The 18,720-nt window shown below is 37.2% G+C and carries 18 protein-coding genes and 1 pseudogene; 7 read left to right on the top strand and 12 right to left on the bottom strand.

All coding sequences use genetic code 11. The annotated features are described in order from the left end of the window. Positions 1-15: 15 nt before the first annotated feature. From NAT50_RS10055 to corA, 3 genes are all read right to left on the bottom strand, one after another. On the bottom strand, positions 16-201 hold the full coding sequence (locus NAT50_RS10055) for a hypothetical protein (protein WP_250593151.1): 186 nt from the start codon (positions 199-201) through the stop codon (positions 16-18). Between the two features lie 104 nt (positions 202-305). After that, a complete protein-coding gene (locus NAT50_RS10050; RefSeq protein WP_250593150.1) occupies positions 306-998 on the bottom strand; it encodes a DUF1003 domain-containing protein in 693 nt (230 codons plus the stop codon). A gap of 1 nt (position 999) precedes the next feature. Beyond that, the gene (corA, locus tag NAT50_RS10045; RefSeq protein WP_250593149.1) at positions 1,000-2,070 is read right to left on the bottom strand and encodes a magnesium/cobalt transporter CorA; all 1,071 of its coding nucleotides are present in this window, start codon (positions 2,068-2,070) and stop codon (positions 1,000-1,002) included. A 310-nt stretch (positions 2,071-2,380) separates the two neighbouring features. Between corA and hutI the strand changes: the two genes are divergently transcribed. After that, a complete protein-coding gene (gene hutI / locus NAT50_RS10040; protein ID WP_250593148.1) occupies positions 2,381-3,616 on the top strand; it encodes an imidazolonepropionase in 1,236 nt (411 codons plus the stop codon). 50 nt (positions 3,617-3,666) lie between these two features. Here the strand turns inward: hutI and NAT50_RS10035 are convergent, their stop codons facing one another. From NAT50_RS10035 to NAT50_RS10020, 4 genes are all read right to left on the bottom strand, one after another. Continuing rightward, the gene (locus NAT50_RS10035; RefSeq protein ID WP_250593147.1) at positions 3,667-4,062 is read right to left on the bottom strand and encodes an OsmC family protein; all 396 of its coding nucleotides are present in this window, start codon (positions 4,060-4,062) and stop codon (positions 3,667-3,669) included. A 2-nt stretch (positions 4,063-4,064) separates the two neighbouring features. Further along, a complete protein-coding gene (locus tag NAT50_RS10030) occupies positions 4,065-4,952 on the bottom strand; it encodes a pirin family protein (RefSeq protein ID WP_250593146.1) in 888 nt (295 codons plus the stop codon). A gap of 102 nt (positions 4,953-5,054) precedes the next feature. Further along, the gene (locus NAT50_RS10025) at positions 5,055-5,774 is read right to left on the bottom strand and encodes a pirin family protein (RefSeq protein ID WP_250593185.1); all 720 of its coding nucleotides are present in this window, start codon (positions 5,772-5,774) and stop codon (positions 5,055-5,057) included. Between the two features lie 177 nt (positions 5,775-5,951). Then, on the bottom strand, positions 5,952-6,275 hold the full coding sequence (locus NAT50_RS10020) for a hypothetical protein (RefSeq protein WP_250593145.1): 324 nt from the start codon (positions 6,273-6,275) through the stop codon (positions 5,952-5,954). A gap of 195 nt (positions 6,276-6,470) precedes the next feature. Between NAT50_RS10020 and NAT50_RS10015 the strand changes: the two genes are divergently transcribed. Then, a complete protein-coding gene (locus tag NAT50_RS10015) occupies positions 6,471-7,472 on the top strand; it encodes an LLM class flavin-dependent oxidoreductase (protein ID WP_250593144.1) in 1,002 nt (333 codons plus the stop codon). 43 nt (positions 7,473-7,515) lie between these two features. After that, complete coding sequence (locus tag NAT50_RS10010) at positions 7,516-7,740, top strand: hypothetical protein (RefSeq protein WP_250593143.1); 225 nt, start codon at positions 7,516-7,518, stop codon at positions 7,738-7,740. A gap of 22 nt (positions 7,741-7,762) precedes the next feature. On the opposite strand, the gene NAT50_RS10005 is transcribed toward NAT50_RS10010, so the two are convergent. Beyond that, on the bottom strand, positions 7,763-7,930 hold the full coding sequence (locus NAT50_RS10005) for a hypothetical protein (protein ID WP_250593142.1): 168 nt from the start codon (positions 7,928-7,930) through the stop codon (positions 7,763-7,765). Between the two features lie 715 nt (positions 7,931-8,645). Here NAT50_RS10005 and NAT50_RS12400 point away from each other — a divergent pair. Further along, positions 8,646-8,777: pseudogene (locus NAT50_RS12400) on the top strand (AraC family transcriptional regulator); the annotation flags it as partial. Positions 8,778-8,832: 55 nt separating this feature from the next. On the opposite strand, the gene arsA reads toward NAT50_RS12400, so the two are convergent. Further along, the gene (gene arsA / locus NAT50_RS10000) at positions 8,833-10,587 is read right to left on the bottom strand and encodes an arsenical pump-driving ATPase (RefSeq protein ID WP_250593141.1); all 1,755 of its coding nucleotides are present in this window, start codon (positions 10,585-10,587) and stop codon (positions 8,833-8,835) included. 317 nt (positions 10,588-10,904) lie between these two features. Between arsA and NAT50_RS09995 the strand changes: the two genes are divergently transcribed. Next, a complete protein-coding gene (locus NAT50_RS09995) occupies positions 10,905-11,432 on the top strand; it encodes a GNAT family N-acetyltransferase (protein WP_250593140.1) in 528 nt (175 codons plus the stop codon). Positions 11,433-11,499: 67 nt separating this feature from the next. On the opposite strand, the gene NAT50_RS09990 is transcribed toward NAT50_RS09995, so the two are convergent. Together NAT50_RS09990 and NAT50_RS09985 are read right to left on the bottom strand one after the other, a co-directional pair. After that, positions 11,500-12,321: an arylamine N-acetyltransferase family protein gene (locus NAT50_RS09990; RefSeq protein WP_250593139.1), complete on the bottom strand. Its 822-nt coding sequence runs from the start codon at positions 12,319-12,321 to the stop codon at positions 11,500-11,502. A 188-nt stretch (positions 12,322-12,509) separates the two neighbouring features. After that, positions 12,510-15,509 carry a type I restriction endonuclease subunit R gene (locus tag NAT50_RS09985; RefSeq protein ID WP_250593138.1) on the bottom strand — a complete coding sequence of 1,000 codons (3,000 nt, stop codon included), beginning with the start codon at positions 15,507-15,509 and terminating at the stop codon, positions 12,510-12,512. A gap of 76 nt (positions 15,510-15,585) precedes the next feature. Between NAT50_RS09985 and NAT50_RS09980 the strand changes: the two genes are divergently transcribed. Further along, positions 15,586-16,428 (top strand): HipA family kinase, encoded by an 843-nt coding sequence (locus tag NAT50_RS09980; RefSeq protein ID WP_250593137.1) that lies wholly within the window; start codon positions 15,586-15,588, stop codon positions 16,426-16,428. After that, the gene (locus tag NAT50_RS09975; RefSeq protein ID WP_250593136.1) at positions 16,428-17,309 is read left to right on the top strand and encodes a hypothetical protein; all 882 of its coding nucleotides are present in this window, start codon (positions 16,428-16,430) and stop codon (positions 17,307-17,309) included. The genes NAT50_RS09980 and NAT50_RS09975 overlap by 1 nt, the downstream gene beginning before the upstream one ends. Positions 17,310-17,394: 85 nt before the next feature. On the opposite strand, the gene NAT50_RS09970 is transcribed toward NAT50_RS09975, so the two are convergent. After that, complete coding sequence (locus tag NAT50_RS09970) at positions 17,395-18,573, bottom strand: restriction endonuclease subunit S (RefSeq protein ID WP_250593135.1); 1,179 nt, start codon at positions 18,571-18,573, stop codon at positions 17,395-17,397. Positions 18,574-18,720 lie beyond the last annotated feature (147 nt).

Genomic DNA, 18,720 nt, shown 5'->3' with positions numbered 1-18,720 from the left:
CTGAAAAGAACCAAACTATACTGTAGCTTGTTCTTCTTCTTGTTCTGCAAGTCTTTGAGCTCTCTTTTCTTTGTAAGATTCCCATAAGTAACCTCCTACCCAGTAGAATACGAAATTAATTAAGAAAATCATTAACCAGAATCCCATAGTAAGGATGGCTAAAAATAAAAGAAAACCTAAGTACTGTTGAAATTCAAACATATTTTCCGGAATTTTGAATACAATTACAAATGTATGGGTATTTATTATGTTACACAATTTTTAAGCTAAGTATTTTAAGTAATTGAAACAAAACTTTTACACCATTATTTCTTCACATGCTTAAGAATATCATTCATCATATCGATCTGAACTTTTTGCAACTCGATTAACGCTTCTTCCTGATGCATGATTAAATGGTCTATTTTTTCATGTAACATTCTGATTTCTAATTCTGATTTGATATTAATCATATAATCATTCTTAGCGCGTTCCCGGTCTTTCTCCTCCTGTCTGTTTTGGCTCATCATAATTACCGGTGCCTGTAACGCCGCAATACACGATAGAATTAAATTCAGTAAAATAAAAGGAAACGGATCAAACCCTTTGTTCAGTAAAAAAAAGACATTGGTAATAATCCAGAGGATCAAGAAAACAACAAACGAAATGATAAAGGTCCAACTACCGCCAAATTCAGCTACCTTATCGGCCACGCGTTGCCCAAAAGTGTAATCTTGTGTTTTCTCCTCCAAACCATAAAGCAAAGAGGGTTTATCGCCCAGCGCTTTGTCTACCGTTTTTTCGAGTTCATTCAATTCGGATACCTCTTTTGATAAAAATTCAGAAATATATTGCTCTCTGAAAAAATTCAGTTCCGAGAGCGACATTTTACTGTTCTCATTAAAATCCGGATGCTCTTTCTTAATAAACTCTAAAATCGATTTTCGGAGATCTTCCCCCAAAACCATTTCATGGATATCAAACTCTCTATTGGAAATATTACTAACAAAACTTTTCATCTTAATACCATTTACGCCATTTAAAATAATACACCATCATCACAAATAACAAAAACATGCCGCCCAAGACCATGAAATAACCATATTTCCAATGCAATTCAGGCATGTTGTCGAAATTCATTCCATAAACCCCCACAATAAAGGTCAAAGGCATAAAAAATACCGATACTACCGTGAGTGTTTTCATGACTTCATTCATCTTATGATTCTGCATCGAAAAAAAGATAGACGAAGCACTTTCTAAATTCCCCAAATCGTATTCAATTTGTTCTAATAACTCTAAACTTTTTTGATACAAACGCTCGTAAAAACTGTAATTCTCCTTTTCAATAACATTAAAAACATTATCCTCTTTGGTCATTTTTATCGTATGTAACGAATCCCTTAGCGGTATAATAGCCCGTTTGAGAAAATGAAAATTATCGCGATGTTTTTCGATTTGCTCTAAAATGGACAGTTGGGTGCTCTTTTTGGTTTCGTTAATCAATTCTTCTACCTTATCCTCCTCGGCTTCTATGGTAATGTAGAAATTTTCCATAACTGCATCCAACAACAAGTACAACAAATAATCGGGTCCTTTATCCCTTACAATACCGGAATGCGATCTGATACGTTCCCTCAAGTGCGCAAAGAAATCGCTTCTTTTTTCCTGAAACGAAGTCACCAATCGGTCTTTTAAAAGAAAACTTACTTGCTCTACATTGATATTGTCGGAATCTTTAGCGGGTAACAACGATTTAATATTAAAAAAAAGGACGTCGTGATATTCGTCAATCTTAGTACGTTTGGTCGTGTTAAGAATATCCCCCAACATAAAATGATCCACCTTCAAATAATTGCCAATCTCCTGAATCTCTTCTACATCATTCAATCCGTGTACGTTCAGCCAATTGGTCTTATTCATATCAAACTGATGGGCTATATGTTTGAAACGCACATCAGAACATTCCATTAAATCATGTGTGTCATAAACAAACAACTGCATATCGGTTGGAACCTCCTTGTGAATTCCAGTATATTCAAGAACAGTAGGCACTACTTTCCTGCCTTTTTTGTATTTAATTTTTCGCACTCCCAAAGAATTTAGTAGTAATATTACAAAAATAGAAGTTAAAAAAAAAGCTGCCAGAATAAATCCTAACAGCTTTCCCGAATTAAAATAACTAACTTTACTTTAAATAAAATGAAAATCAAAGTGTGTGCTAATCAACACAACAGCGTCAATTCAATAATAACATAAAAACAGTAATCCTCTCAAATTTAAGCAATTATATTCAAAATCAACAATTTAAAAAGCATTTTTTTTAATGATAATGAATTTAATTCTTGCTTTAAATACTAAAAACGCAGCATTATAGTATTTTTACATAAATTTAAATACCATGAAAATTCTCATTAAAAACATAAAAGAATTACTTCAAACAAGGACAGAACCTATAAAATGGGTAGCAGGAAAAGAAATGGGAATATTACCCAAAATAGATCAGGCCTACCTCTTAATTGAAGACGACCGTATTGCCGATTTTGGCGCTATGGAAGACTGTCCAACATTGGAAGTAGATGAGACTATTGATGCTTCTGGAAAAGTAGTGTTACCGGCGTGGTGTGATAGCCATACGCATATCGTGTATGCCGGAAACCGAATCCGTGAATTCGTAGACCGCATTAATGGCCTGAGTTATGAAGAAATTGCCAATCGAGGCGGCGGTATATTAAATTCAGCGAAAAAATTAAACGAAACCAGTGAAGAGGAAATCTACCAAGAATCGAAAGTTCGATTGGAAGAAATCATGCGCCAGGGCACCGGTGCTGTAGAAATTAAATCCGGTTACGGTTTAACTGTCGAAGGTGAAATTAAAATGCTACGAGTAATTCAACGACTAGCTAAAGAGTATCCGGCAAAAATTAAAGCGACCTTTTTGGGAGCCCACGCTTTTCCTAGTGAATTTAAAGAAAATCATACCGGTTACATCGATTTGATTGTCAATGAAATGCTACCGAAAATTGCGGCAGAACATCTTGCCGATTACATCGATGCTTTCTTAGAAACCGGGTATTTTTCTGTTGAAGAAACCGAGCGTATTATGGAAGCCGGTAAAAAATACGGGTTAGTGCCCAAAATCCATGTCAATCAGTTTACCGCCATCAACGGAATTAAAGCTTGTGTAGCCCATAATGCTTTATCGGTCGACCATTTAGAGATTGTCACCGATGAAGATATTGAAGCGCTAAAAGGAAGTAAAACCATACCGGTTGCCTTACCGAGTTGTTCTTACTTTATCAGTATTCCGTATACTCCGGCTCGAAAAATGATGAACGCTGGCTTACCTCTAGCCTTGGCTTCCGATTTTAACCCAGGGACTACTCCTTCCGGAAATATGAATTTTGTGGTAGCTACCGCTTGCATAAAAATGAAAATGACTCCAGAAGAAGCCATCAATGCGGCGACGATAAATGGTGCTTATGCCATGGGAATCAGTGATAGCCACGGAAGTATCACCAAAGGAAAAATAGCAAACCTCATCATCACCAAGCCTTTGGTCTCTTATTATCAACTCCCTTACGAATTTGGAAGTAATCTCATTGAAAGTGTCATCCTCAACGGAAAATTACTATAAACAAAAAACGAACCCAAAAGGTTCGTTCTTTGTTTTTTAAACAGCACTAATTAGCTCGCTAATTCAGTATGAATAGTAATCGATCCAGAAAGAATTTTATGAACGGGACAAGCATTGGCAATGGTCAACATTCGGTTGCGTTGCTGTTCATCCAAATCTCCTGTAATGGCGACGGTTCGTTTAAAACTGCTGGTATTGGTTTCTCTATCAATCTCTAAAGTTACCGAAACAGAGATATTTTCTACTTTCCATTCTTTACGGTCAGCATACATGCGCAACGTTATGGAAGTACAAGAAGCCAAAGAGCCTGCTAACAATTCTTTGGGAGTAAAACCCAAATCCTGTCCCCCTTCGGCTAAAGGTTCGTCAGCAATAAGGCTATTTTTGCTGGTACTAATAATGGTTTTGTAATGCTCTTGTCCTGTGGAGGCTTTTACTTCTATCATAGCTATTTTTTATTAAATGGAGGTTGTGGTAAAGGTACGTAATCGGTTTCGTTAGGAACTTTAGGAAACTTTTGGTCTATCCAATTTTGTTTGGCCGTCTCGATAACGGAGCGGTCGCTATGGACAAAATTCCAAAAGATAAAATGTTCTTCCGGAAACGGCTCGCCACCAAAAATATACACTGTGGTATTGGCCGTCATTTCAAACTGGCACAATTGACTCTCTTTGGCAATCAGAATTTGTTTGTCGCCGTAGGTATTCCCATCACTAATAATAGACCCTTCAAGAATGTACATCGCACTTTCTCCGAACAAATCCTTACCTATATGCAACACGGTATCTTTGGTACTCTTGATTTCTATGAAATATAGTGGACTATACACCGGAACCGGGGATTTTCTACCAAATGCCTCACCGGCAATGAGTTTCATAGAGACGCCTTCCTGCTCCCAAGCGGGAATATCCTTGGCTTCCACGTGAGTAAACGTAGGATCGATATCTTCGAAGGCTTTGGGTAAAGCGACCCAAATTTGCAACCCGTGAAGGCTTTTCTCCGTATTCCGTAGATATTCGGGTGTTCGTTCGGAATGCACGACTCCTTTTCCGGCAGTCATCCAATTCACAGCTCCGGGTTGAATTTCTAATTCGGTTCCAATGCTGTCGCGATGCATGATCGCTCCTTCAAACAAATACGTTAAAGTAGACAACCCAATATGCGGATGCGGCGGCACATCCAAATTCTGATAGTCTTTCATTAACGCAGGGCCCATATGATCTATAAACACAAAAGGTCCGACAGCTCTTTTTTCGCGAAAAGGCAACAAGCGTCCTACCAGAAAATTACCGATATCTGCGGCTCTTTCTTCTATAATTAATCCAACATTCGACATGTGCTCTGTTTTATCTTATTCAACTAAGTTACAAAATGGAATTGACATCCGCTAGCCTTTCGGCTTTCTAAATCAATACAAGCGATTCATTAAGCACTTGACTTATAAAGTCATCGGAACTTCCATTAATAAAATCTCCGTATTTTCAGCATTAGCAGTAATAGTAAAGGCGTCTGTATCCCAGATTCCGAAACCATCTCTAGTCTCCAACAATTGGTTTTCAACAGAAGCACTACCACTAATCACGAAAACATACACGCCGTTCCCTTTCTTTTTTAATTGATATTGAGAAGTGACTTCATTATCAAATTTCCCGATGTGAAACCAAGCGTCTTGGTGAATCCAAACTCCTTCATCATCCGTATTAGGCGATAAAATTTGTTGGAATTTATTTTTTCTCTCAGCCACATTCAAAGTAATTTGATCATAACGAGGCTGCACATTGCGTTTGTTAGGATACAACCAAATTTGTAAAAACTTAACTCTTTGGTCTTTGTTTTTATTGTATTCGCTATGAAAAATACCAGTACCGGCACTCATTACCTGCACATCGCCACTCTTAATCACCGTGGTATTTCCCATACTGTCCTTGTGTTCTAAGTCGCCCTCAAGAGGAATACTGATAATTTCCATGTTATCGTGAGGATGCGTTCCAAATCCCATTCCTGGATCTACAGTATCGTCATTCAGTACTCGCAAAACACCAAAGTGCATACGCTCCGGGTTATGATAATTGGCAAAACTAAACGTGTGATAACTCTTCAACCAACCGTGGTTGGCATGTCCCCTAGTATGGGCTTTGTGTAAAATTGTATTTTCCATAATTTTAGAATCGGTGTTTGGAATATGATTGAACCCTAGTACCTCCGGTTTTTTTATTTCATCATTGTCGTTATTTAAAATATTACCCAACGTTGCAGTAGCCGCAAACATTCCGGTACCGAATAAACCTTTTTTTAAAAATTCTTTTCTGTTCATATCGTAAGTTGTATTTATTTTTTAACTATTTTGATTTGCAATAGCATCCGGAAATACCGATAAAACTTCGTTTCTAAGCAAACCGCTCCCACCGCCATAATGGGCTATCACCGCCGTTTCCGGATACAAAAAAGGAACAATGGTTTTAATCTTTCGTTCTACCTCGTCTTCAAGACCGCTGCTCAACAACAAAACATTCACTTCATGTTGTTTCAGGTACTCGAACATCGACTCTAATTCATTACAAGAATGAGCCGTCCAGTGATCTACCGAAGTAATTACTCTGACCAGAGTTTCCAGAATGATTTCATTTGTACCTATTACCAAAAAATGTAAATTCCACATAAGCATACTGATTTACCTTTCAAAAATACTACAGAACAAGGGCTGAACTTCTTAATCCAGATTAAGAAATCACTCTGCTAACACTAGAAATGGGAATACTCGAAACCGGTAAACATTATCATAGTGTTAACATTTGCTTTTTGAAAGATTTCGAATAAAGCTTTAATTTTACCAAAAATATACGGTATAAAAACCATGAACATTCCCGTTTCTATCCTAGAATTAGCCTTAGTGACTCAAGAAAGTACAGCAGGCGATACACTGCAAAAAACCAAAACCTTAGCACAGGCTGCAGAGCGATTAGGTTATCACAGATTCTGGTTAGCAGAACATCACAATATGCCTCATGTAGCCAGTTCGGCTACGGTGGTACTGATAGGTTACATTGCCAGTCAGACCCAAACCATCCGAGTGGGTTCTGGAGGGATAATGTTACCCAACCACTCCCCTTTAATCATAGCCGAGCAATTTGGTACTCTGGCGACGCTCTACCCGCAACGAATCGATTTAGGATTGGGACGTGCTCCCGGTACCGATACGGTAACGGCTCAAGCGATTCGCAAGGATTTTTTTGAACAAGCACAGCAATTTCCGGCCAATGTAAGTGCAGTGCAACAGTATTTTTCAACCGACAATACCGGTTCACCAGTACGAGCTTTCCCTGCGGAAGGAACCCAAGTGCCTATTTGGATTCTAGGTTCTAGTATGGAAAGTGCGGCATTAGCGGCAGCCTATGGCTTACCGTATGCTTTTGCGGGACATTTTGCCCCAAAACAAATGTTTCAGGCTTTTGAATTTTACCAAAACCATTTTGAACCTTCTGAATTTTTGGAACAACCCAAAACGATGGCTTGTGTGAATGTGATTGCTGCACCTACTAAAGAAGAAGCTCAATTGCTAGCCACTACTTTATATCAGATGTTTTGGAATTTAGTTCGGAACCAACGTCAGCCGCTACAACCACCGATGGCTAATTTCGATGCGCTAATGAATGATGTAGAACGTTACCATGTGAATCAAATGACGGCTTGTTCGTTTATTGGAGACAAAGAAACGCTAGTGAAGGAAATAAAAAGTTTCATCGAATATACCAATATCAATGAATTAATGATTACCAGTCCGGTGTATGATCCTGAGAAAAAGATACAAAGTCTGGAAATCACTAAAGAAGTGATGGATGAAATCAATGCTTCCTAACACTTCCTTTCAAAATTGTATTACGTAACCTGATATCCCTACTATGTTTACCCCTAAATCTCTTTGGTCTACCACCCGTTTCGTGCTTAAAATCGCCACTCCCTTGTCATTGGTGAATAGCATGATTCATAATTTCAATGCGACTCCTTTTTTTTCCGAATGGATGAAAGCCTTCGCATTTAACTTTATGATTACTTTACCCCAAGCCGTTCTCTATGTTTCCTTAGTGAAATGGTGGGCACAACGAAAAGAATCGAAGAAAGCATAAACAAAAAAGGATTCCTCTACACTTAGTGTTTGGAATCCTCATCGTTAATTTCTGTCTCACGGCCTTTAGAGTAATTATCCATAAAATGTTGCTCTAATTCCGCTTTATCTTTCTCGTTGCGTAAATAAATCCAACGAAGTAAAATACCTCCGGCTACCAACAAAAGCGCTATGATAATTGTGTTTGACATTTTTTATTTAAAGTTACTAAAACTTTGCATGCAGCAGGTTAACATAGTGTTATGTTTCCTTGTTGAAAAAGTAGTCTTTTATTGCACTCAATAGTAATTTACTTGAGGTATCAGAACCATCAAAAATAATATTTAGAGGTCTTCAATTCAAATATTCTATGGCTAGGGAGTACTATTTTTTGGCATTCGAAACTGAATTACCAAAGAAGAAAAAATAGTGAGGATCCCTATACTTAGAATAGCATAGGCTACCACATTACTACTTTCGTCGTACAAATAAAATAATTTATACCCTAAAATATATTAAATTCTACCCTTTTTTTATTTATTTGTGGTGCCCAAAAACGATTAACTAGTTTTATGTTTTTACTATTATCACTAACACTATTAGTATCCGTTCTCTTTATCCTGATCGTCTTCTCTGTCAATTACTATAAAAAAATACAAGAACTCTATTGGTTTGCCGTTTTCTTAAGTACAACAGTGGGCTGCTACACCTTTCATTTAATAGTGCTTCATGCGCATCCTAACAATAGTTGGTTAGTGTACTTGTGCGAAATACTCCCTTTATTGTGCATCATGCCGTTGTTTTATTTTTTCAATACCTTGTTGCAATTGCACTTTTTACCAAAATTCAAGTTGTATTTAATTTTTATTCCTTTCCTAGCGGGAATGATTTTAAAACTACCCTTTTTATAAGCGTCACTCGAATTATACCATAGAAGCTTTGGGGAATCTTGCCGGATTTAAAAACAAAACCACCTTTTACACCGCTTTCAAAACCCACATGGGAATGACACCGTTAAAATACCGTACAATCGCAGAAGAAAATGAATCGTGTTTGTGAATTATTACATATTCGCGGCAAAACCACTATTTTCTCCGAATCGTCCCTACTCAAATTACTCATGCTGTTTCAGTAATTCCAATAGCAATTCTTTTTCTGCTATAAAAGGAATCCCATACGTTCTTTGGGCATGTTCCGATTGAATAGTTCGGATGACTTCGGTTTCTGCATGAGCGCGACTTTTCAGTAAAGGATCGGTAATGTCAGGAACCATCGAAAGACTCTGATTGATAAGCCAAGCATACGGTTGAATACCGGCCCGCTTCAAATCGTTTTGCAAAGAAGCCGCCTCCCGCATTGGAGTGGTTTCCGGCAATGAAACCAATATGATTTTAGACAGTTCAGGATCTTGCAAGAACATATACGGCGTTTTTACCCTATCGGCATTCAACATGTTTCTCATGATATCCCGATGATAACTCCCCGCGGTGTCGAGTAATAATAAGGTGTGTCCCGTAGGTGCAGTGTCCATCACTACAAACTTTTTTCTAGCCTTACTAATGGCTTTAGAGAACGCGTGAAAGACTGCTACCTCTTCGGTACAAGGAGATTTTAAATCCTCTAACATGAGTTTTTTACCTTCCTCATCCAAGTCTTTTCCTTTTTGATTTACTATTTTTTCGGTATATCGTTGGGTTTCAATTTTAGGATCTATGCGTTCCACTGTTAACGTTGGTGGAAGTGCTCCCAATTGATCTATAAAATCCTGAACATGTGCTGCCGGATCGGTAGTCGTTAAGAGCACTTCAAAGCCTTTCTTCGCAAGCAAAACAGCTATGGCAGAAGCAGCCAAGGTTTTCCCCACTCCTCCTTTACCCATGGTCATAATTAAACCGTGTTGCTGATGGGCACTTAGCGATTCGGTTAACTGAACAATATTTTCCAACTGCAAAGGTGAAGCTTCTCTTTGGGCAATCGCTACGGTTTCTGCAATACTTTTTTGAAGGGTTTCATCAAAAAGAGAGCGCAATTTTTCAATCCCTAAAACATTATAGGGCAATAACGGAAATTCTTTGCTTTCCAATAGTTTTAAGTTCGCAGGAAGCGCTTCCAATTGCTCACGAGACAGTTTTTCAATCTTTTGAGCCAACACATCTTCTGAACTAAGCGCTTTAAAAACACCATTAATATACAAATACTGATGTGTCATGCCTAACGCCCGAATCTCATCACTAGTACGTGACGCTTCTTTCAAAGAGGCTTTATCGGCTCTGGAAACAATATAAAAAGTCGTACACGAAGGATCACGCAATCGCTCCACTACCGTATGGTATCTTTCCTTACTACTCTTTAACGCAGAGGTGGGTCCTAGGCAAGAAGCCCCTTCTGGATTTTCTTCGGTAAAACTCGACCATGCCGCTGGTAATTCTAACAAACGCAACGTATGTCCCGTAGGAGCTGTATCAAAAATAATCACGTCAAAAGCTCCTTCCTCGGCTTCCCCTGATACAAAACGGGAAAATTCATCAAAAGAAGCAATTTCTGTAGTACAGGCTCCGGAAAGATCTTCCCGTATTTTTTTTAACTCTTCTGCCGTAGCAATGCCTTCTAAAGGGGCAATGACCCTATTGCGATAGTCTTCCGCGGCATATTCGGGGTTGATATTAATAGCATACAACTGTTGTATTCCTGCCACAGCCGTAATTCGTTCGGTGACATCGCTCTCTAATACATCTTTTAAATTAGACGCTGGATCGGTACTCACCAATAATACTTTTTGACCCGCATCGGCCATAGCAACAGCGGTAGCACAGGCTAACGACGTTTTTCCTACGCCTCCTTTACCGGTAAAGAATAAATATTGTGTCATAAAATGTTGTTTATTTGACTTGGTCGCTAATATTAAATTTCAGACCGTATATCGCGCTATGTCTCTCATTCCTTAGTGTAAAATTCAAAACGCATTCTAACAAATATACAGAAAATAATCTTGGGTTATTTGGTCTTCGGGGCATTCTATCAAAAATCCCTCATATCTGTAGCTGTAAAACTCAAAGTCGGAATCGCTATTGCAATTGCATACAATAAAAAACGATGCAAACTAGCCTACCTCATCAGAAATTAATACCTTTAGAGTAGCCAATATGGTACTTTTAATGCATAAAATCCTTAACCGACACCCACACTATGGACCCTATTGAAATAAAAAGAATCACCGTAAACGAAAGAGAGCAGTTACAACAAATTGGGCGACAAACGTTTCAGGAAACCTTTTCGGACACCAACACCGAAGAGAATATGAAAACCTATTTGGAACAAGGTTTCTCCGATGAAAAATTAACAGCGGAGTTGACCAACAAAGACTCTGAATTTTATTTTGCCACCCACAACGACAAAGTCATTGGTTATCTGAAACTCAATTTCGAAGCGGCACAAACCGAATTAAAAGATCCCCAAGCAGTTGAAATTGAACGCATCTATGTCCTCAATGAGTACCACGGTAAAAATATAGGACAACGACTGTATGAAACCGCAATCGAAAGAGCAAAACAAAAAAAGGCCGACTATGTTTGGTTGGGCGTTTGGGAAAAGAATTATAGAGCCGTTCGCTTTTATGAGAAAAATGGTTTTGTGGTTTTCGGTCAACATATTTTTAAATTGGGTGAGGAAGAACAGACGGATTTCATGATGAAGTTGGTTTTGAACGATGCTTAATACTTAAATTAAAAGAAATACAGCCTAAAGCAAAAAAAAAGGACAGTGGTTGACGGTCCTTTTCCTATTAAGATTTACTGACTATGGCTTCCAACTTCTCCTCCAAAATAGGGGAATCAGGCAATTTAAGTTTAAAAACATCCGTCAAAATGGCTTTTAGTTCCGCTACCGAGGTCACGTGCTTCACCTCAGCCTTCCCCTCCAAGGAATAGGTCGAAAATTTATTGTCTGCCAAAGCATACCTTCCTTCATGCCCTGCTAGAGCCACCGTGAGAATATTGGTAAAAATATGTTTCGGGTGGGTAGAGGTGTACCAATTGGCTACTTCGAAATCAACAAAATGAGCCTCCTGCGCCGTAAACTTGTACATCGGTCGCCACTCCTCATGCAATAACGTTTGCATTATGTAATACGAATCCTTTTGGATAATACGAATGGTCTCGTGGGGTATTTGATGGACTTCCCCCAAGACAAACGGAACCGGTTGGGTTAAGGTTTGTGCCCCAAAGCCAACATCCACCAAATACTCCTGCCCCTCTAGGGTTACCTTTAAAAACAAATGCGTCTGCGCAGTCATCGTCTCCTCTGGCATATTCCAAACCACCCTACCCGCCAAAGGCACTACCTGAAAACCTATCTGCTGCAACACATGATACAACAAACTATTTTGCTCAAAACAATAACCCCCTCTCCCCTCGTGTACTATTTTTTGTTCCACCGAAGCGAGGTCTATCGCCACCGGCACTTTTAAAATAGGGTTTAAATTCTCAAAAGGTATTGTGGTCGCATGAAGAAAATTCAATTGTTGTAAGGTTTCTAAAGCGACTTTAGGTGTCGCCGTAAAACCAATTCTATTATAATAAGCAGCTATATCTATTGGACTTTGCATAGTATTTAGAATCCTTTATTTTAATTACAAACGTTTGTTTTGATGTCTTATTACGCTATTTATTTTTGTCCTGCTGAACTCGTTTGCTTCACCCGTTCGCTAGGCTCGAGTCAGCATCTCAATCTGACTTATCTTTTAGATGCCGAACTAAATTCGGCATGACAAATGATACGATGACAAATTAATTATTAAGCCCTCCACTCTTTAAACTGCCCTTCTGCCTGTTCCATAATTTCTTGAAGAATAGCGTTTAGTTCTAATATACTTACTTTTCCTCGCAATTCTTTTTTAACGGCTAAACGAATAGCAGCTTTGGCGTCTTCTTTATTCGTCCAGTCGATTTGTAGGTTGCTTTTTACCGCTTTTACTACGCTGTGGACTACGTCTTGAATGGGTCCTGCTTCGTTGATGATGTTTTTTTTGGCTGCTAGAATATCATAGAATGCCAACTCTTCATCCGACAAGCCTAATTCCGATTTACGTTTGTCTTCGTCTTGCATTTCTTTGGCACGTTCTACTAATTCGGCTATTGTGGTGTAGGAATCAATAGCGTTGGCGTGATAACGGTCAATTACTTTTTCTAATTCTTCTTTTAGCGAAGTATATTTCTTGATATTTTGAGGCAAACGCATTCTGATTTCGTCTTTCAAAATATTTTTTAAGAGTTCTATCTTAATGGCGATACTGTCTTTGTCTTTTTTAACGCCCAATAAAAACTGCTCGTCTAAAATAGAAATATCGGCTTTTTCAATACCTGCCATTGCAAATACATCGATAATATCATCCGATTCAATACTTCTACTAATGAGTTCTTTAATTTCGTTTTGAGTGGCTCTGCCGTTTCCCTTTGGTGTTTTGGCGTTTCGTATGGCTTTGGATACGTGTTGCGAAAACAAAATATCAATAGCATATTCCTGAATTTCAGGTTGCGATTTTACAATGGATAACAAACCTGTTAATTTCTTTTCTTCCATCATAAATTGGTCGGCTACCTCATCGTATTTCAATAACGCATTTAAGGCTTGTTTGACCAACAGCATTTTATCACTTTCACGCAAGGCTTTCCACTGACTGTAATCTATGGTTTCAGGCAGCATATTTTTACAAGCTTCTACTTGATTTAAAAACATATTCAAGGCTTGTTCCATATCAATGGTTGGCTCTCCTTTTCCTCCACCACCTGTATATTTATCGGTTGCTTTTCGTAACTGGTCGCCAATGCCAATGTAATCTACAATAACCCCCGAAGGCTTATCTTTAAACACACGATTGGTTCTGGTAATGGCTTGCATTAAGTTATGCCCTTTCATGATCTTATCGACATACATAGTATGCACACAAGGCGCATCAAAACCTGTTAACCACATATCACGAACAATTACAATTTGCAACGGGTCTTTCGGATTTCTGAAACGTTTCTTTAAAGCTTCGGTAGCTTCTTGCGTTCTGATGTGTGGATTCCATTCTACTGGGTCTTTAGAAATATTTCCTGTCATCACAACAGCAATTTCAGGACAACCTTCTAATTGTGATAAAGCATCGTACATTTTTACACTGTTTCGGCGACTCATACAAACAATCATCGCTTTCCCTGGTAAGGTTTCCGTACGATTGGTAAAATGACTCAATATATCTTTAGCAATCTTTTCAACACGTTCTTGCGAACCTGCCGCATCTTCTAAAGCCGCCCATTTCAAATTAGAACTGTCTTCTTGTTCCCAAGTTAAGGTATCAACATCCGAATCTAAATTTTCATTAGCTAAATGCAGTTTGGCTAAACGAGGTTCGTAATAAATTGGAACTGTTGCTTTGTCATCTACCGCTTGTTTGATGTCATATACGTGAATGGTTTCCCCAAACACTTCTTGTGTATCGGCATCTTTGCTATCTACTGGCGTTCCTGTAAAGCCTATAAACGAAGCATTCGGTAACGCTTTACGTAAATTAGAGGCAAAACCATCTAACAAACCGTATTGCGTTCTGTGGGCTTCATCGGCCATCACAATAATATTTTCGCGTTCCGATAAAACAGGATGTTCTAATTCGCCTAACGAATCTTCATTTCCTGATTTCAAACGGAACTTTTCTATGGTTGTAAAAATAACCCCACCACTTCCTGCCGAAAGCAGTCGTCTTAAATCATCGGTGGAATCGGCATGTTGTACATCGCCTACTAAGTCTTTGGCCAACACAAAGTTTTCATACAACTGAAAATCCAAATCGCTTCTATCCACTTGAACCACAATAGTTGGGTTTTTCAATTCGGGTAGGCTACGTAAGATTCCTGCATAAATAGCCATGGAAATACTTTTACCGCTTCCTTGCGTATGCCAAATCACCCCGATGCGTCCATCTCCATAAGGGCGTATTGCTTTTTTAGCTGCATCCACGGCAAAGTTAACGCCAAAGAATTGATGGTATTTCGCGCCTTTCTTAATCAAAGTGCCGTTATGGTCTTCAAAAAAGACAAAGTTTTTAATGTAATTCAGTAAACGTTCTTTAGGAAACAAACCAAATAACAACGTATGCATTTGAAAATCGTCTTCTACGATGGTAGTGCCATTGATACTTTTCCAAGCGGCATACCATTCGTTAGAAGCATTATACATACCGTGTTGGGCTACGTTACCATCGCTTACGATTGTGGCTACGTTGTATTCAAACAACAACGGAATATCTTTGGTGTAATGTTGGATCTGATTAAACGCTTCCTGCAAATTGGTGTTTTCATCAAACCAATTTTTCAATTCAAAAACGACTAAAGGCAAACCGTTAATGTACACAATCACATCAGGGCGGCGTTTGTTTTTGCCTTTAATACTGAGTTGATTCACTACCCAAAACGTATTCTTCTCTGGGTTTTGAAAATCGATAGGATACACATGCACCGCTTTTTCATTACCGTTGGCGTCTTGGTATTCGTAATCTAAGCCTTTGGTTAACTTCAAATGAAAATCACGGTTGCGATACAACAAATCAGCGCCTTTGTTATTGACAAACTCAGCCACAATTAACGGATACAACTCCGCAGGCAAATGCGGATGTTGCTCTTGTATAAACGCTAACAAAGTAGCTTTATCTACGACTTCATTTTCAGGAAACGTAAAAGTGGTACCGTGAATATGTTCATATCCCATATCGGTTAACCAGTCAATCGTAGCTTGTTCTATTTTGGCTTCTGTTGTCATAACTTAAAAATAATGCCCTAAAATAGTGTTTTTTTGATATAAATACTATATTTACTACAAAATAGGCCTATTTAAAATGATTATTATCCCTAAAATTCAAACACAATATCTTATAAAAGAAGAAGAAACTGACGGACATTCGCCATTGCGTTTCGTGTGTTCGAATGATGCTATTTATTTTTGTAAGTATATAACAAGCATTAATCATGTTGAAGTAAATTGTTTGGCTTATGAAATTGTAGCTCATTATTTACTTAAAAAATTAAACATTCCAACACCTGACATTGCTTTGGTAGAAGTTGCCGAGGGTACACTCATAAAAGAAAAAATTAAGCGTAACAAAAGATTAAAAGTTAACGATATATGTTTTGGATCTAAAAATTTAGCTACTGCTTCCGAAGTAAATGATTTACAAAAATGCAACAGTAGAAAAGAATTTAATTCTATTTTAAATCCAGAAGATATTATAAGAATTGCCATGTTTGACTTGTGGATTAATAACGTTGATAGAGGTAAGTTTTTTAATCCTGGGTTTAACTACAATTTACTCTTAAACAAGGTTGAAACCAAACAACAAATTGTGGCATTTGACCATGCTTTTATATTTGGAGGAATAAATCAAATAGGAATTTTTAATCCTAAAATGCCCTTTGACACTACCAACAAATTACACGAAACGGATTATTACAAAAGTGTCATTCGTTATTTTGATTATACAAAATTTGTAGAAATTGTTGATAATTTTGTACTTTTGTTGAAAACTAATCATCAAGATTGCATAAACCAAGTAATCTCGCAGTTAGAAGATATTTGGAAATTAACCCCAAGTTTAGCTCAAAAAATTCAGGATTACCTGAGTGATGAAGTGCTAATTGATAAGGTTAAATCCACAATAATAAGTAGTAAAACACCCATATAATGAAAACTTTTTTTAGTCTTGTAAGCATTCAAACCAACTCTTTTTCATTGGAAAAAGTAGTGGTTGGTGTATTGGCTATAACTGAAAAAAAGGTGTTTTTCGAATATTCAAAAGCAAAGATTCAACTTTTAGACAAACTTGCTCCTCATCATAACGGAATTAGTCAGTTTGCTTTAAAAACATTGCAGCAAATAAAAAGTAAAGTTGTTGAAACGAACAACTTAAAAGAACAGCAAAAACTCTTAGCTGCTTATGATGTTTTTACAGCGGATTACATCAACTATTTGAGCAAGTACAGCAACAATGTTTTATCATTTGCTAAACCTGAAGCTTTACCTGTTACTTTTACTCAAAAAGAGTTTAGTCAATATTATTTCAACTTTGTAGGTGAGTCTTTGTCAATTGATATAAAAAAACAAAATATCTCGTTTGCTAAAAAAATCAAACCTTATTTCGAAAAAGAAGGATTAGACGAAAAAGCAAACTTAAAATATCATTTTAATCCTCATACTTTTCAAGGAATTTTAAAAGCTACCGATGTAAGTTTGATTACTAAAAACGGTGCAATTAATGCTATACAGGTAGTTGATTTTAGTTTAGGCGAGCAAACTATTGTAAATCATTTGTATGAAACTAAAATCATACACGAAGCTTTACATAAATTTGTTACAAATGTAAATGGAGAAGTAAATAAAATTAAAATCGCCTTTGAAGAACCTGAAAAGAATACCAAACAACACGAATTGTTTGATTTGAGTTACAAAAATTACAAAGATACTTTTGAATTCATCACACCCGATGCGTTAGAAAAAGAAACAGAAAAAATTGCTAATTCTAACAACATCAAATTCTCAGAGTACTTACAAACATTAGAAATTTAAAAAGGGCTACAAGCCCTTTTATCATTTTAACAAACCTGCTGACGCAAGGAAGCATCCCACACTTTTTACTTTATCCTTTTTACTTTTAACTTTCCCTAAACTCTTTCAACCGCACCTCACCACTAATTAATTTAGGCAACAAGGTATCTCGTAATTGGGTTAGGGTTTGGTTTTCTGTTAGATTTTGAATAATAATTTCATGAGAACTAACAAACTCTTCAATAATATCGTTTAAGATAGATTTATCTATTGGTAATGCAATTTTAATGCTTTCAATATCAGATGTGCTAATATTTGGCTGAGCACTACCATAAGCCAAACCTTGCATTACTTTATAAAAATCGGAGGTCTGCAACAATTTACCAATAAGTATTGAAGCATTCTTTAAATCTTTATCTACTAATTTACCTACACGCTGATTCAACCATAATTCTTGACCATAATCAGGAACGGCTCCAACTTTTCCAACTTCTGCACCTGTCATTGCAATTAAGAAATCTCCTTTTGCTATTCTAAATTTGGGATTTATAGTTTTTGAAATTTCTTCTGAAATACACGTACAATTATTGATGTCTACAATATTATTGTTTATGTTTTTTATTTTTATAACTTTTACTCCAGTCTCTTGAAACCAAGCAGATTTAAAAGCATAACCTCCTAAAACAGAAACAATACAACCTAAACTTTTCACCTCCCAACCCTTAGGAATCCTACCCAACTCACTTTCCACAAACTCGCCGTCTTGAAACGGACCAAAATCTACAAACCAGTGTTTGTATAACGCCATAGCCATTTCTTCTAGGGTTTTGTTGATGGCTAGGTTGTTTTCGATTTTGTCGGCGATGGCGGAAAGTATGGCGGCGATGGATTTTTGTTCTTGTAAATCAGGGATTGTGACATCTAATTTATGAACATCATTTCTGTTTAAAGTTGGTACACTAGTACCTGAATTATATTCGTCAAAATTTAATGTCTTCAGAAAATAATAAATAAACTTTTCATCATTACCATGAAAATCTTTAACCCATAAAGAAGTATTTAGAGGCCAAAAATCTCCTTTGACAAAATGAACCTGTCCTAATGTTCCTGAACGACCAGTTGTAACACCTGGTCCTTTAACTTTAAATTCATTATGCCAAGTACTAAAGCCTGAGGCAGCAATAACGGGATATTTGCCATCAGTTCGTTTAGTATTAGGCAAATCAAATCCTCTTTGTAAAGTAGCAACTTTTTCAAGTTTATATGTTGTCCAGTTGTTTGGCATTTATTTATTTGGTTTTTGTTTTGTCATCCTATGTTTGTAAAAGGAAGTTCTTTGAAAATTTTATAAATTTATTTCAACAGAAGAAAGAGAAAGATAAAAGCTAAATTTTGTCATTGGTCAATTAAGACTGTTCAGCATGCTAGTTCC

It is taken from the genome of Flavobacterium luminosum, assembly GCF_023635005.1.
Classification (GTDB): Bacteria; Bacteroidota; Bacteroidia; order Flavobacteriales; family Flavobacteriaceae; genus Flavobacterium; species Flavobacterium luminosum.
The sequence above is the reverse complement of the archived record's forward strand: the minus strand, read 5'-3'. Positions and strand labels throughout refer to the sequence as shown.